Below are 15903 nucleotides of genomic sequence, written 5' to 3' on the forward strand. Positions count from 1 at the left end.
TAACTCCGGCTCATCGCAAAATCATTCACGTCGACATGGATGCTTTCTACGCATCCGTTGAGCAGCGCGACAATCCCGATCTGCGCGGAAAACCCCTTGCTGTGGGTGGTTCGCGTCAGCGCGGGGTTGTAGCAGCCGCGAGTTACGAAGCCCGGCAGTATGGCGTTTACTCGGCCATGGCTTCGTCGATTGCCATACGAAAGTGCCCTGATCTGATTTTCGTCAAACCCCGATTCGACGTTTACAAAGCCGTTTCTGCCCAGATTCGGGCCGTCTTCGCCGAACATACTGACCTGATCGAACCGTTATCGCTGGATGAAGCGTACCTCGACGTAACCGACGCCACCAGCAGCGAGCGCACAGCAACGCAACTGGCCCGCGTGCTGAAAGAGCGTATTCGGCAGGAAACGGGCCTGACGGCGTCGGCGGGGGTGTCGTACAACAAGTTTCTGGCCAAGCTGGCGTCGGACTACAACAAACCCGACGGGCTGTATGTCATCAAGCCGCATCAGGGGCTGGACTTCGTGGCAAAGCTGGCGGTGGGACAATTTCACGGTATCGGCCGTGTAACGGCGGCCCGGCTCAACGAACTGGGCATCTTTACCGGTTTCGATCTTCGCCAGCAAAGCGAGGCCTACCTGACGCAGCAGTTCGGTAAAGTCGGCCATCACTACTACTGTATCGCCCGTGCCATCGACGAGCGCCCCGTTACCCCCAACCGCATCCGTAAATCGGTCGGTTCAGAAACGACGTTTGAGCAGGATTTGACCGACGAACCGGATTTGCTGGCGCAGTTGGGACCCCTGATCGACGATGTGTGGAGTTACTGCGAACGGACCGGCATTCGCGGGCGCACGGTTACGCTGAAAGTGAAATACGGCGATTTTCAGCAGATCACCCGCAGCCGGACTCTACTCAGCCCGGCGGGTAGTCGGGCCGTCATTGAGCAGACCATTACGCAGTTGCTCCAGTCGGTGCTACCCGTCGACAAGGGAATCCGGCTGCTGGGGGTATCGCTTTCGACCCTGCAAACTGCCAACGCGACGCCAACGGGTCAGCTCCGGCTGGATTTGTAGATTGGAGACAAAAAAGGCGGTGAGCTTCCCGTAGATTCTGAATCAATACTGTTTTTGAGGAATCATTTTTGTCATCCCTCGCAGGCTCGGGATGACAAAAATGATTCACCCCCCATCCCCCTCTTTCTTCCTATTTCCGATAAATCGTCGAGGCAGCGGCCTGGGCACTGGCCAGTATCGTTACATCGGCAACGGTAACGTGGGCCGGGGCCGAAACGGCATACACGATCGTGTCGGCAATGTCTTTGGCGGTCAGCGGGTCGAAGCCTTCGTATACTTTGTCGGCACGGCTGGTATCACCTTTGAAGCGCGTCACCGAAAACTCCGTTTCGACGGCCCCCGGTGCGATGTTGGTCACTTTGATACCGTGCTGGGTCAGGTCGAGCCGCATACCGGTGCTGAGGGCTTCGACAGCCGCTTTGCTGGCGCAGTAAACCGCCCCGTTGGCGTAGGTCTGCTTACCAGCAATTGAACTCAGGTTGACGATGTGCCCCTTGCTCCGGCTAATCATACCCGGTATCACCGCTTTCGATACGTAGAGCAGCCCCTGCACATTGGCGTCGATCATCAGGTCCCAGTCGGCGGGGTCCCCATTCTGAATCGGGTCAAGACCGTGGGCATTTCCGGCACTGTTGACGAGCAAATCGATAGCCTGCCACTCAGCGGGTAGATTCCCGATGGCGGTTTCAACAGCGTTTCGATCGCGGACGTCGAACGCCAGCGTATATACCTCTGTCGTTACCGACAATTCGCGGCTGATTTCGTCCAGCCGGTCCTGCCGCCGTCCACACAGAATGAGTCGGTAGTTGAGTGGCGCGAGAGCTTCGGCGGTTGCCCGGCCAATACCCGACGTAGCGCCAGTAATTAATGCTAACATATACGTACCATTAGTTTAATGAAAAATCAACAAAGGCAGTTTGCTTAAAAATTAAGCTTCACTTAATGCATATCAGTCACAAAACGGCCAGATAGCCATAAACCCGGCCCCAAATTTGCTCATTTCGCAGGTAGCACACCGCTGTTACTTTACTGCTTTATCGACCATAAAAACCAGCCTCCTTAATGCATACAACACCGTAACGTTGCCCAGACTATGAATCCCGATCTTTCGGTAGTCATTACCACACACCATCAACCCGCTCATTTATTAAAATGCCTCGACGCACTGGGGCGTCAGTCTCTACCACGCCATCAGTTTGAGATTATCGTCGTCGATGATGGGGATTCGCCAGCTATGGCCGCAGCCGTTGCGCTGTTCACCCGGCAACTCAATCAGCAGCATGGCACGCTGGATATCCGGTACCTTCCCCAACCTATCAGCCGGGGAGCCGCCACCGCCCGCAACCGGGGCTGGCAGGCCGCGCGGGGCCGGATTGTTGCCTTCACCAACGACGAATGTTTACCCCAGCCTACCTGGCTTGCCAATGCGCTCGCCTGTTTCAACGATGCCACTGAGTTTGTCATCGGCCAGTTGTGGCTGCAACCTGCCTACATTGCTGATCCGGTCAGTCCTGACGTATTAAACATCGATCCGGTCAGTCTGTTATCCGCAAACTGCTTTTGTCGCAAAACTACGCTTGAACGCGTGGGCGGATTTCTGGAAACCGCTTACAGCCGACAGGCCGACCTGTCGTTACTGGCCAATCTGACCCGGCAGGGTGTCTCCATAAAAAACAGCAGAAATACGTCTGTTATTCATTGCCTGCGCGGCCAGCACGAGCTGCTCAGCCAGCGGCAGCACCCCTACGGAGCCAATGCCGCAGATCACAATCAGCAGGAGCGGAAACCCTGGAAGCGGGCGGGTATTAACGACCAGTCGCTGCCCGTCTACTGGGCCGCTATCAGTGGGGCATTCACCGGCCTGACGGGGCTACTGACGGGTGAGGTACTGCTGACGGTAGTGGGGCTCGGCGTCTGGTTTTTGTTGCCAGCCCTGTTTGGCCGACGGGAGCAACCGAAGGCCCAGCGGCAAACCGCCTTCATCCGCCTGGTGGGCATTCAGCTGGCCACCCCCTTCGTGTCTGTTTACTGGCAGCTACACAGCAAATTCAGACACAGCGTTACAGATTGATGGCTACCGTGCGGGTATAAAGCGGCTACGGTTGGCTTCTACCGGCAGTATGTGTCTGGCCTGCCGGCCGACGCACCAGTCCGGAACTACCGTTTATCAGAATAAGTTGTCTAAAGGCCTGACTGGTGATTTTTTGCCCTGACAGCCTTTCCAACAACGTTCCGTTTTATTCCTTCATGGATCATCTGCAACAAGAGTTCAGCGTCCGTTTTTCATACCCGGTTTTTTTCACGGACGATCTGTTTAACCCAGCCAATCTACTTTTTGCCGACTTCTTCAACGCGTCAGCCAGTACCATTCGTCGGAAGTTGCTGTTTGTTATCGATTCAGGCGTTGTTGAGGCACACCCGCAGCTGGTCGATTCAATTCGTGCGTATGTCACCCAGCACCTGCCCGCGCTCGATTTGGTTGACGATCTCCTGCTGATACCGGGGGGCGAAGTGGCCAAGAATGAGCCCGACGCCGTCGAAACGATCGTTGACGCCATCGACCGCTATGGTGTCGACCGGCACTCGTTTGTCGTTGGCATTGGCGGAGGATCGGTACTCGACATGGTCGGGTACGCAGCTGCTATTTCGCACCGGGGCATCCGGCACGTTCGCGTGCCAACGACCGTGCTATCGCAGAACGACTCAGGCGTGGGTGTTAAAAACGGGGTCAACTATCGGGGCAAAAAGAATTTCCTCGGCACGTTTGTTCCGCCCGTAGCGGTGTTCAACGACAGCACTTTCCTCACCACGCTCGACGACCGCGACTGGCGGGCGGGCATGGCGGAAGCCATCAAAGTAGCCCTGATTAAAGACCGCCCTTTCTTCGACTGGCTCGACAGCAACGCGACAGCCCTCGCCCACCGCGACCTGCCCGCGATGCAGTACCTGATTCACCGCTGCGCCGATCTGCACCTAAAGCACATTGCCGGCGGAGACCCCTTCGAAATGGGCTCGTCGCGACCACTGGATTTTGGCCACTGGAGCGCCCACAAACTCGAACAGCTTACCAACTTTGAACTGCGTCATGGCGAGGCCGTCGCCATCGGCATCGCGCTCGACACCATTTACTCGGCGCAGCTTGGCTGGCTCAGCCAGTCGGACGCCGACCGGGTGCTTGCCCTGTTGCGGACGCTGGGCTTCGCGCTTTACCAGCCCATGCTCGACGCCAACGATAGTGCCGACGTGCTGAAGGGACTGGCCGAATTCCGCGAACACCTCGGCGGGCAGCTCACGATTATGCTGCTGACCAGCCTTGGCACCGGCGTGGAAGTACACGAGATGGACGACGAGCGGGTGCGGCAGGCAATTGTACAGTTGAAACGGACCGAACCGCAACCCGCATGAAAACGGCTATTGGTCACCTCGGCTACTGCACCAACATTCACCCCGGCGAAAGCTGGGCCGATCACTTCGCGGAACTTCAGCGGGCCATTCCAGTCCTGAAAACGCAGTTGACACCACCCGCCGACGGCGCGCCGACGGGTCCCTTTGGCATCGGCCTGCGGCTGTCGAATCAGGCAAGTGAAGAACTGGAGCAACCCGAAAATCTGATTGCTTTCCAGCACTGGCTGACCGACCACGACTGCTACGTGTTTACGATGAATGGCTTCCCGTATGGCGGCTTTCACCACACGGTCGTGAAGGATCAGGTGCACGCGCCCGACTGGACCACCGAAGCACGGGTCGAATACACGAAGCGCCTGTTCAGGCTGCTGGCGATTCTGCTGCCGGTCGATGAGCTGGGCAACGCCATTCAGGGCGGCATTTCGACCTCGCCCCTTTCCTACCGGCACTGGTTTGAGTGGAACCTGCCAGCGGCCCGCGACTATTTGTTTTCGCAGACGACGCAGAATATCCTTGAAGTCGTAGCCGAACTGATTACGCTCCGGCAACAGACGGACCGGCTGATGCACCTCGACATCGAACCCGAACCCGACGGGCTGCTCGAAACCACCGACGAATTTATTGCCTGGTATACCGACTACCTGCTGCCAATGGGTATCGAACAGCTGACCGAACAGTTTGGCCTGACCGATGAAGCCGCCGAAGCCGCTATCTGCGAACACGTCCGGCTCTGCTACGACGTTTGCCACGCGGCTGTCAGCTACGAACGCCCGGTCGATGTGCTCGACAAGCTGAAAGAATACGGCCTGCGGGTGGGTAAAGTCCAGATCAGCGCGGCCCTGAAAGCTGATTTCCCGGCTGGCGATGCCGTTGAACGCGACGCAGTAAAAGACACCTTCGCCAGATTCAACGAGCCAACGTACCTGCATCAGGTGGTGGCCCGCACAACCGACGGGCAGCTACTGCATTTCGCCGATCTGCCCGATGCGCTGACGGCCTTCGACGATACACATGTCGAATGGCGGGCGCACTTCCACGTACCGCTGTTTGCCGACGGATACGGGCGTCTTCACTCAACCCGCGACGCGATAATCGAGGTTATCAACCTGCAAAAAGAACGCTCATTCACCAATCAGTTTGAGGTCGAAACCTACACCTGGGATGTGCTCCCGCCCGAGCTCAAAACCAACCTCGCCGACTCCATCGCGCGGGAGTTGAACTGGGTGGTGCAGTTGGTTTAAGGTTCAATGTTTAACGTTTAATGTTGGCGGTGTTTAGTTGGTCTGCCTGACACCACGGTCAGTGTAAGGTTGGACGTGTTGCGAAAATCGACCGAAACGTAATTATCCCAAACAGGTAGGTCAGCGATAGAGTAGACTGTCTTTTCGGGTCGACTTTAAACGTTGAACGACAAACCTTAAACTAACTCATGCAAAAGACTGTAGTACTCGACGTTGTGGGGCTGTCGTATTCGCTCATTGGCGAGCATACTCCCTTTCTGAAACAGTGGATGGAAAGCCGCAACCGGGCCACCATCGACCCGATGCTTCCCGCCCTTACCACGTCTGTACAGTCGACGTATGTGACGGGCAAATGGCCCAGCGAAACAGGCATCGTCGGCAACGGCTGGTACGACCGGACGGATGCCGAAGTGAAGATGTGGAAGCAATCGAACAAACTGGTGTCTGGTGAGAAAATCTGGGAACGCGCCCGGCGCGAAGACCCGTCGTTCACCGTCTCGAAGATGTTCTGGTGGTACAACATGTACTCCTCGGCCGACTACTCCGCCACCCCCCGCCCGCAGTACCCTTCCGACGGCATCAAACTCCCCGACTGCTACACCCAGCCCGCCGACCTGCGCGACCGCCTTCAGCAGGAACTCGGCACGTTTCCGCTGTTTCATTTCTGGGGACCGCAGACAACCATCAAAAGTTCGCGCTGGATCGCCGACGCGTCGATGCTGGTCGATAAGTGGCACGACCCGACGCTCACGCTCATCTACCTGCCACACCTCGACTACTGCCTGCAAAAGTTTGGTGCTCCCACGGCCGGACAGACAATCCCGAACGTGGCCAGCGACCTGCGCGAGATCGACGATGTCTGCCGCGACCTGATTCAGTATTACGAACAAAAAGGGGCCGACGTAATCGTGTTGTCGGAATACGGCATCACCAACGTCAGTCGCCCTGTGCATTTAAACCGGATTCTGCGCGACGCCGGTATGATTCGCTACCGGGAAGAGCGCGGCCTTGAACTGTTCGACGCGGGCGCGTCACCCGCCTTTGCCCTGTCGGACCATCAGGTTGCCCATGTGTACATCAACGACCCTACGGTGTACGAGCAGGTACGGACCTTGCTGGAAAAGACGCCCGGCGTCGAGCGTGTGCTGGACCGTGAACAGCAGAAAGCCGAGCACATCGACCACGAGCGGGCCGGTGATCTGGTTGTCGTGGCCGACGCAGACAGCTGGTTTACCTACTACTACTGGCTCGACGATGCCCGCGCACCCGATTTTGCCCGGCTGGTAGCCATTCACCAGAAACCCGGCTACGACCCCGCCGAGATGTTTATGGACCAGACGAATCCGCTTATCAAGCTCAAGGCAGGCTACAAACTGGGGCGTAAGATGCTCGGTTTCCGCTACCTGATGAACGTAATCTCGCTGGATGCCACACTGGTCAAAGGGTCGCACGGGCGTACCGGTACCCCGCCCGAGTACCATCCCGTATTCATCAGCAACCACCCAACGGCAAAAAGCCTGTCGGCAGTCGAGGTATACGATCAGATCTGGGAAACACTCACGGCACCGGTTATCAGTCAGCCCTGAGTGGTTGTTTGGGGAACGAATTTTTGACCCGATTTATGCTTCCCCAAACAACCTCTGAGTTGTCTGACGGTGGCAGGCCGTGTGTTGACCGCTGCCGCAAAAAGATACGCGAAGGGTTGCGTCTCTACGGGGCTAATTGTACCTTAGAATACGGTTTGTGATGGCAACGAATGGCGCGCTGACCCGGCTATGAAAGCAATCCTGTTTTTGTCCTGTCTGCTGGCGGTGGGGTGTGCCTCAAATCGGCCCGTAGCCAGCAACGCCCCCGTCGACGGCGCGGAATACTACCAGCTCGGTCAGTCGGCGCGGACCGCTTCGTCGCGGCTCTACCCCGACCCGCACGGTGGGCTCGGCCATTCGCAGGACCCCGACATTCGGGTGACCGATATCCGGCTGACGGCCAGCTACACAGTCGTTTACATGACCTTCGCCAAAGACCCCAACAACCGCGACGGCAGCTACTTCGGCACCAGCAGTATCTCGTTCAACCCGAAGGCAAAACTGGCATCGAGCGACGGCCGGAAAACCTACGCGCTGCTCAAAGCCGACGGTATTCCGATGACGCCCGACAGCCGCGAGATCAAAAATGATGATCACGTATCGTTTGTGCTGTACTTCGAGCGGCTGGACGAAGGCGTTGAGAACTTTGATCTGTTTGAGTGCCAGAGCGATAACCAGAATTCCTGTTTCAATGTAGCGGGGCTGGCCGTTGAAAACCCCGCCCGATAGCTTTGGGCAGATTCGTGTCGGCGCCTTTTTTACCTTCATACGTACACCGAACCCCTGCAACGGACGTTACTCAGTAGAGTATCCCTATGTAGTTCGTGTTTACGTATGCCTTCCTCCTTTCATCCAAAGCGTCTGTTTCGTTCGTTTCGCTTTCCCCTTGTTTTCGTTCTCTGCCTGTCGATCAGCCTGCTGACCCTGGCCCAGACCAACCTCACCTTCCGGCTTTTTGGTGGCTATCTGCTCAGCACCGACGCCCCCGTCAACAAGGGTAAGGCAACGCTGTTTATCTTCAATGACGCCGACGCGTTCAGCGCGGTTTTTAAACCAGCCACCACCACCAATCGCCGTCCCGACGCGCCCAACTTCAAGCGCGACATGGTTGTTGGCATCGTCACCCCCGCCACGAGCAAGCCCCCCCGCCTGTCTGTTAGCCGGGTATTCGTGCAGGATTCGATACTGACCGTCCGCTACATTCGACTAGCCGACACCGCCAAAACCGCGCAATCGTTCGTTGCACAGCCGCTTTTGCTGCTCAGCATTCCCAGACAAACCGTGTTACGTACCCGTTTAATAGAAAACGGCAAGGTGGTTCAGACGATAAAGCAAACAGAATCAGCGTCGAACTAGCTTTATTTTAGCCGTTACACGGCCAACTTGCTTATTTTAGCCCCATCAAAAGCTGGCTGGAACCGTTTTTGCTGCCAAAAGCACCGATGGCCTCTGTAATGACGTCCGCATTGACTTGCCTTAACCGCTCAATTGCTGATTTAACGGTATGAACCGACAACTGGTCAATTGCGTACATACGCGCAGGACCGGCCATATAGTACGGGTGGCTTCCTCTCCCCCGTTGACTGAATGAAAACTGTATTTGTGTGTCTTTCCCTGGTGCTGGAGTTGACGTGCGCATACGTGTATATGCGTGATGCGGTTGACACGCAGCACAGCAAGCTATCGCGGATAGTGGCCCTGCTATGGAGCCTTGCATTTGGTAGTATAGGGTTGCTGCTGTTGTACTACATGCTGTTTGAGTAGCGTGCCGAACCCATCGCCCATCCGCTGGTGTTTCCCCGATACGCAGTGGCCCCGTCCATTTTCCGTATCTTTGCCCTTATTTTTCCCGTATCATACACCGACCGGACAGCTCAGGGCAGCCCGTCCGTCGATTAATTATAGCAGGCGTGACTTACCAGCAATACGACACCCTCGATTACGCCAAACTCGCAGCCGAGGTACTTACCTATTGGAATCAGAATCAGGTCTTCGAACAGTCGGTCGCTACCCGTGCCGGGAAACCGTCGTTTACGTTCTACGAAGGGCCGCCCTCGGCCAACGGAGCACCGGGGATTCACCACGTCATGGCCCGGACGATCAAGGATATCTTCTGCCGGTACAAGACGTTGCAGGGCTTTCAGGTCAACCGGAAGGGGGGCTGGGATACCCACGGCCTGCCCATCGAACTACAGGTTGAAAAAGAACTGGGTATCACCAAAGACGACATCGGCAAAACGATCAGCGTCGAAGAATACAACCGCCGGTGCCGCGAAACGGTGATGCGCTTCACGGATCAGTGGAACGACCTGACCCAGAAAATGGGCTATTGGGTCGATCTGGACAATCCGTACGTCACCTACAAAAACGAATATATCGAGTCGGTCTGGTGGCTGCTGAAACAGCTGTACGATCAGAACCTGCTCTACAAAGGCTACACGATTCAGCCCTTCTCGCCCAAAGCCGGAACGGGCCTGAGTTCGCACGAGCTGAACCAGCCGGGTACCTACAAAGACGTCCGCGACACGACAATCGTGGCTCAGTTTCGGGTGAAGCTGACCGGCAAATCGGGCTACCTCTTCGACAGTGCCGACTCCGACGATGTCTTTATCCTGGCCTGGACAACCACGCCCTGGACCTTGCCCGCCAACTCGGCCCTGACCGTTGGAAAGGACATCGACTATGTGCTTATCAAGACGTTCAACGCCTACACCTTCCAGCCGATCAACGTCGTGCTGGCGAAGGCGCTGGTGAGCCGGTGGTTCAACGAGAAAGCCCGCGTCGATTCCCCCTCCGACCCGGCCTTCAACACGTATCAGCCCAACGACAACCGGAGCGCCGGACCGTCTATCCCCTGGGCGTACGTCGATATTCCCGGTATGAAAGGCGAACACCTGCTCGACGTCGAATACGAGCAGCTGATGCCGTATGTGCAGCCCGATGCACCTGCGTTCCGGGTTATCGCGGGCGATTTTGTCACGACCGAAGATGGTACGGGTATCGTGCACACCTCGCCGACGTTCGGTGCCGACGACTTCCGGGTAGCGCAGGCGGCTGGCATCCCGGCGATCATGGTGAAGGATGAAACCGGGAAAGATGTGCCCGTTGTCGATCGGCAGGGCCGCTTCGTGTCCGAAATCACCGACTTCGCGGGGCGGTACGTCAAAGAAGAATATTACAGCGACGAGGAACGCGCCGAACCGGAGTTCAAACCGACCGACGTGCTGATTTCGATCAAGCTGAAGCAGGAGAACAAGGCGTTTCGGGTGGAGAAGTACGAACACCCGTACCCGCACTGCTGGCGCACCGACAAGCCGATTCTGTACTACCCGCTCGACAGTTGGTTTATCCGTACGACGGCGAGAAAAGACCGGCTCGTTGCGCTGAACAAGACCATCAACTGGCAGCCCGAAAGCACCGGTACCGGCCGCTTCGGCAACTGGCTCGAAAACCTCGTCGACTGGAACCTCAGCCGTAGCCGCTACTGGGGTACGCCCCTGCCGATCTGGCGCAGCGAGTCGGGCGAAGAAGTGTGTATCGGGTCGATAGACGAGCTGGTGTCAATGAGCGAAAGAGCGAATGAGCGAATGAGCGAATTGATCGCGCAAGGTCATTCGGACTATCAGCCTTACGTCGAGAAAAACAGTGCATTCCTTCAATCAGTCAACGACTCGACCTACGATCTGCACCGGCCTTACTCAGACGAAATTTATTTCGTTTCCGAATCGGGTAAACTGATGCAGCGCGAGCCGGACCTGATCGACGTGTGGTTCGATTCGGGCGCGATGCCGTACGCGCAGTGGCACTACCCATTCGAGAACAAAGACAAGATCGACAACGGCACCGCCTTCCCGGCTGATTTTATCTCGGAAGGCGTCGACCAGACGCGGGGCTGGTTCTTTACGCTCCATGCCATCGCCGGTATGCTGTTCGATTCGGTCGCGTTCAAAAACGTGGTATCGACGGGGCTGGTGCTCGACAAAAACGGCAACAAAATGTCGAAGCGGCTGGGCAACGCCGTCGACCCGTTCAAGACGCTGGCCCAGTACGGCCCCGACGCCACGCGCTGGTACATGATTACCAACGCCGAACCGTGGGACAACCTGAAATTCAACCTCGACGGGGTGGGTGAAGTGCAGCGCAAGCTGTTCGGCACGCTGTCGAACACGTATAATTTCTTCGCGCTCTACGCCAATCTCGACAAGTTCACGGTTGGCAGTACCAACTCGGTACCCGTTGCTGAGCGACCTGAACTCGACCGGTGGATTCTATCGAAACTGCAATCGCTGGTGCTGGAGGTAGAAGGGCAGTTTGATAGTTACAACCCTACCAAAGCGGGCCGGGCGGTGCAGGACTTCGTCAACGATCAGTTGTCGAACTGGTACGTGCGGCTGTCGCGTCGGCGGTTCTGGGCAGGTTCGGCCCACGATGGAGCCGCAATGACAACCGACAAGCAGGCGGCTTACGAAACGCTTTACACCTGTCTGACAACCGTAGCTCAGCTGATGTCGCCCATCGCGCCGTTCTACGCCGACTGGCTGTACCGCAACCTGGTAGATGGAGAAACGTCGGTACACCTGACTGATTTCCCCAAAGCCGATCAATCGCAGATCGACGCCGATCTGGAAACATCGATGGAATTGGCGCAGCAGGTATCGTCGCTGGTGCACTCGCTGCGGAAAGGGCACAAGCTGAAGGTGCGTCAACCGCTGAGCCGCGTGCTGATTCCGGTGCTGAACGCCACTACCCGCCGACAGATCGAACACGTCGCGCCGATCATCCAGTCGGAGGTGAACGTGAAGGAAGTTGAGTTTATCGACGATGCGAGTGGTATCCTCAAAAAGAAGGTGAAGCCAAATTTCAAAGCCCTCGGCCCGCGTTTTGGCAAGCAGATGAAAGACGTTGCGGCTGCGATTACGGCCCTGACCGAATCGCAGCTGGCTCAGCTGGAGCAGCAGGGTACTATCGACCTGGCCCCGTTCACGATTCAGTTGAGCGACGTTGAGATTCTGACGGAAGACATCCCCGGCTGGCTGGTTGCCAGTGAAGGCGGTCTGACCGTTGCGCTTGACGTAACCGTAACCGACGAGCTGCGCCGGGAAGGTATCGCCCGCGATTTTGTGAACCGGATTCAGAACCTGCGCAAAGATCTCCAGTTCGACGTGACCGATAAGATCACCATCGAAATTGGCCAGACTGACGCGCAGCTGATCGACGCGATCGAAGCCAACCGGCCCTATATTCAGCAGGAGGTACAGGCCGTGTCGCTGCAAGTCGTACCCGATCTGAACGGGGCTTCGACCGAAGTAGAGATTGACGAATTCCGCCTGCGGGTGTTGATCGGCAAAAGCTAATTTTTTTCGTGACGCTCAACGAAGGCCCCGGCTGTGCTCTGACGCAGCCGGGGCCTTTTACTTATATACATATCTACAACCATATTGTTACCTTATTTAAAATTTTGTATATCTATTGTAAATAATAACCACCGAGCGGCACAGGATTTGTAAGTCGATAAATGGTGTGTAACCAGAGAGCAGTTAAACTGTCTCAATACGCACTGAGCGGCATTCACATACCGCCTTATCCAACTTAAACGTGCAATCGTCGTGTGGCTCTGGCTACACGGCGTCATTGCGAACCGCTCTGTCATGATTGAACCATTACGTACCTCCCTACAATCATTTGTAAACAGTTACAAAGCCGTTATGTGGCGGCTGCGTGAATGTGCGCTCAACGATGAGCAACTGGCAGCGGCCATTGGTGTCAGCAGCAGCGTTATCCGTAGTCGCCGGGCCAAACCCGACCTGTGGAAACTGTCGGACATTAATCGGCTGTCGTCGTATTTCAATATGCCAACAACGGCCTGTGTGCAGCTCGACCAACTCCTAAAGGAAATACCGCAGCAATGGATGACCCTGCCCCTGCGCGAACGCCGACGCTACGAACGATTGGTCCCCATCAAGAAATCCCAGTTTCACGCCTATAACGTAAGCGACTGGCCGGTACACCATCTACTGAAAATGCACCAGAATCTGATTCTGAACGAAGAGCTTGCCTCCTGATCCGGTACCCATCCCTTACGGGGTGGTCGAGCCGGGGCGCTGGTAATTCCAGCCCCCGGCTTATTTTTGTCATGTAGTTAATGACCGTAACATGACAAAACTGTACACCTGCTTTCTGCTGACCCTGCTCATCAGCTATTCTTCAGCCATAGCGCAAACGGTTCAGCTGGTACGGGGGCCCTATATTCAGGTCGTTACACCTACCTCGGCCGTCATTCGCTGGCGCACCAGCCAGCCAACAGTCGGGCGGGTGTGGTACGGCGCATCGGCCACGTCGCTCACCAGCGATCAGCGCGAAACGCAGGCCACGCAGGAACACGTTCTCACGGTCAGCGGTTTGCAGCCAGCCACCCGGTACGCTTACGCCATCGGTTACGACGACACCAAACTAACGTCGGGCACTGATTACTACATTCCGACGGCCCCCACTACTGGCAGCACACGCCCGTTTCGCATCTGGGCGCTGGGCGACTTTGGCATCGGCAGCGACAATCAGAAGCAGGTGTATCAGGCCTGGCGCAACGCAACGACCACTCACCCCGCCGACTTATGGCTGTGGCTCGGCGATAACGCCTATTGCTGCGGCACGGAGGATCAGTTTCAGCAGTATGTTTTCGACCTTTACGGCCCGACGCTGCGCAACACGCCGATATTCCCGACGCCCGGCAACCACGACTACGCCGACAGCCGCACCAATTTCGACATTGCCTATTATAAGCTGTTTTCGTTTCCGACGAAGGGCGAAGCAGGTGGTGTACCGTCTGGCTCAAAATCGTACTTCTCGGCCGACTACGGCAATGTGCACCTGATTTCGCTCGACTCCCAGGCGCAGGAAGACGGGATTTACCGGCTCTACGACACCACCGGACGGCAGGTTCAATGGCTCAAACGCGACCTTGCCGCCAATAAACTCCCGTGGACGATCGTCATTTTTCACCACCCACCCTACAGCAAAGGCGGCCACGACTCCGACACGGAAGATCAGATGATGATGATTCGCCGGAATCTGACGCCAATTCTGGAACGCTACGGCGTCGATCTGGTGCTGAACGGCCATAGCCACGGCTACGAACGCTACTACCGCCTGAAAAATCTGACGGGTTTCGCGGAAAGCTACAAAGCCGATGTGAACCGGGCCGAGACCACAACGGGGCGCTACGATGGGTCGACGAACTCCTGCCCGATTCTGATGAAGGGGCAGGGCACGGTTTACGTCGTCAGTGGGTCGGGCGGGGCGCTGGGCGGGCAGTCACCTGGCTTTCCGCACCCGGCCACCATCTACGCCAACACCTTTGTAGGCGGCTCGATGGCTATCGACGTGACCGACAACCGGCTCGACGCGCAGCTGATTCTAGCCGACGGCTCATCCCCCGACCGGTTTACGATCATCAAAAACGCGAACAAAACCACCTCGCTGACGGCTGAATTTGCCGATACGCTGGCGTTGCAGGCATCGTGGCCCGTTGCATCCACAACCGGCGCAACCGATAACATCTACCGCTGGCCCACCGGCGCAACGACCCGCGCCATCCGCTACCCGGCCAGTAAGTCAGGCACGTACAGCGTCGACGTTACCGACGACAAGCAGTGCCTTGTCGACAAATTCAACCTGACGGTTTCGGCGCAGCCCCGCCTGACGACCCGCACCGCCACGACCGCCTGCGCAGGCAGCACGATTCCAGTGACGGCGTCCCCCGAAAACACGACCAAAGCCGCTGGCTGGCAGTACGACGTCCTGCTGTCGGACGCGTCGGGTAGTTTCAGCACCGAACGAATCGTTGGTAGTGGGTCAATCAACACGCTACAGGCTACGCTACCGGCCAGCGTATCGGGCAGCGGCTACCGGCTGCGCGTCAGGGCGCGGGGCATCAGCTACGCCGAGTTGGTAGCCAGCGACGCCATCACGATCCGCCCCGCCCCGACGGCTACGCTGGCCGGTTCCGGCACAATTGCGCAGGGCGTTCCCGCTTCGCTGACGCTAACCTTTACCGGCGACGGCCCCTGGCAGGGTACACTGACCGACGGGACGGCATTTTCGGCCACTACGTCGCCCACGCTGCTATCGGTTTCGCCCACCCGCACAACGACCTACGGCCTGTCGTCGCTGCGCAACGGCTGCGGCACTGGCACCGTAGCGGGGCAGGCCACCATAACTGTATTGGTGCTGACGGAGACGGAAACCTTCACGGGCGGGCAGTTGCGGCTATTTCCCAACCCCACCAAAGACAACGTCCAACTCGATTTGACGACTACGCAGCCTAATGCGGTCGGCCTGTCGGTGCGCGACGTGCAGGGGAAAACCGTTTACCAGCAGCAGTTCAGCCCAACGAGTACACTGAATACGACCGTTCCGCTACCAGCAACGGCTGGCACCTACCTGCTCTCCGTTACCATCGGCACGCAGACCATCACCCGAAAAGTGGTGAAAGAGTAGGCGTTACGGTAGTTCGTCAGAAAAATCCGGCACTGGTCGCCCGGCTAATTCGCCGGTTGGCCTCAGGTAGTACCGGCAACCGCCGTGCGATAAGAAGCC

Annotated in this window: 12 protein-coding genes; 10 read left to right on the forward strand and 2 right to left on the reverse strand. The window is 57.2% G+C overall.

The features are described from left to right. Positions 1 to 35: 35 nt before the first annotated feature. Positions 36 to 1076 (forward strand): DNA polymerase IV, encoded by a 1041-nt coding sequence (gene dinB / locus HH216_RS02120; RefSeq protein WP_254448806.1) that lies wholly within the window; start codon positions 36 to 38, stop codon positions 1074 to 1076. Between the two features lie 130 nt (positions 1077 to 1206). Here the strand turns inward: dinB and HH216_RS02125 are convergent, their stop codons facing one another. Beyond that, on the reverse strand, positions 1207 to 1953 hold the full coding sequence (locus HH216_RS02125; RefSeq protein ID WP_169549292.1) for an SDR family NAD(P)-dependent oxidoreductase: 747 nt from the start codon (positions 1951 to 1953) through the stop codon (positions 1207 to 1209). A gap of 216 nt (positions 1954 to 2169) precedes the next feature. Here HH216_RS02125 and HH216_RS02130 point away from each other — a divergent pair, with 216 nt between their 5' ends. The 6 genes from HH216_RS02130 (at position 2170) to HH216_RS02155 (ending at position 8664) form a co-directional block, all read left to right on the forward strand. Then, a complete protein-coding gene (locus HH216_RS02130; RefSeq protein ID WP_169549293.1) occupies positions 2170 to 3147 on the forward strand; it encodes a glycosyltransferase family 2 protein in 978 nt (325 codons plus the stop codon). A gap of 176 nt (positions 3148 to 3323) precedes the next feature. Next, positions 3324 to 4481 carry a 3-dehydroquinate synthase gene (locus HH216_RS02135; protein WP_169549294.1) on the forward strand — a complete coding sequence of 386 codons (1158 nt, stop codon included), beginning with the start codon at positions 3324 to 3326 and terminating at the stop codon, positions 4479 to 4481. Further along, positions 4478 to 5722 carry a metabolite traffic protein EboE gene (eboE, locus tag HH216_RS02140; RefSeq protein ID WP_169549295.1) on the forward strand — a complete coding sequence of 415 codons (1245 nt, stop codon included), beginning with the start codon at positions 4478 to 4480 and terminating at the stop codon, positions 5720 to 5722. The genes HH216_RS02135 and eboE overlap by 4 nt, the downstream gene beginning before the upstream one ends. 188 nt (positions 5723 to 5910) lie before the next feature. Then, positions 5911 to 7308, forward strand: a complete 1398-nt coding sequence (locus HH216_RS02145; RefSeq protein ID WP_169549296.1) for an alkaline phosphatase family protein — start codon at positions 5911 to 5913, stop codon at positions 7306 to 7308. Between the two features lie 189 nt (positions 7309 to 7497). After that, a complete protein-coding gene (locus HH216_RS02150; RefSeq protein ID WP_169549297.1) occupies positions 7498 to 8037 on the forward strand; it encodes a hypothetical protein in 540 nt (179 codons plus the stop codon). A gap of 105 nt (positions 8038 to 8142) precedes the next feature. Next, positions 8143 to 8664, forward strand: coding sequence for a hypothetical protein (locus HH216_RS02155; protein ID WP_169549298.1), 522 nt, complete (start codon positions 8143 to 8145; stop codon positions 8662 to 8664). A 31-nt stretch (positions 8665 to 8695) separates the two neighbouring features. On the opposite strand, the gene HH216_RS02160 is transcribed toward HH216_RS02155, so the two are convergent. Further along, a complete protein-coding gene (locus HH216_RS02160) occupies positions 8696 to 8947 on the reverse strand; it encodes a hypothetical protein (RefSeq protein ID WP_169549299.1) in 252 nt (83 codons plus the stop codon). 262 nt (positions 8948 to 9209) lie between these two features. Between HH216_RS02160 and ileS the strand changes: the two genes are divergently transcribed. From ileS to HH216_RS02175, 3 genes are all read left to right on the forward strand, one after another. After that, positions 9210 to 12662 carry an isoleucine--tRNA ligase gene (gene ileS / locus HH216_RS02165; RefSeq protein ID WP_169553238.1) on the forward strand — a complete coding sequence of 1151 codons (3453 nt, stop codon included), beginning with the start codon at positions 9210 to 9212 and terminating at the stop codon, positions 12660 to 12662. A 294-nt stretch (positions 12663 to 12956) separates the two neighbouring features. Next, on the forward strand, positions 12957 to 13370 hold the full coding sequence (locus HH216_RS02170) for a hypothetical protein (protein ID WP_254448652.1): 414 nt from the start codon (positions 12957 to 12959) through the stop codon (positions 13368 to 13370). A gap of 91 nt (positions 13371 to 13461) precedes the next feature. Continuing rightward, positions 13462 to 15804 carry a metallophosphoesterase gene (locus HH216_RS02175; RefSeq protein WP_169549300.1) on the forward strand — a complete coding sequence of 781 codons (2343 nt, stop codon included), beginning with the start codon at positions 13462 to 13464 and terminating at the stop codon, positions 15802 to 15804. The last annotated feature ends 99 nt before the right edge of the window (positions 15805 to 15903 follow it).

The sequence above is a fragment of the Spirosoma rhododendri genome, from assembly GCF_012849055.1.
Lineage (GTDB): Bacteria > Bacteroidota > Bacteroidia > Cytophagales > Spirosomataceae > Spirosoma > Spirosoma rhododendri.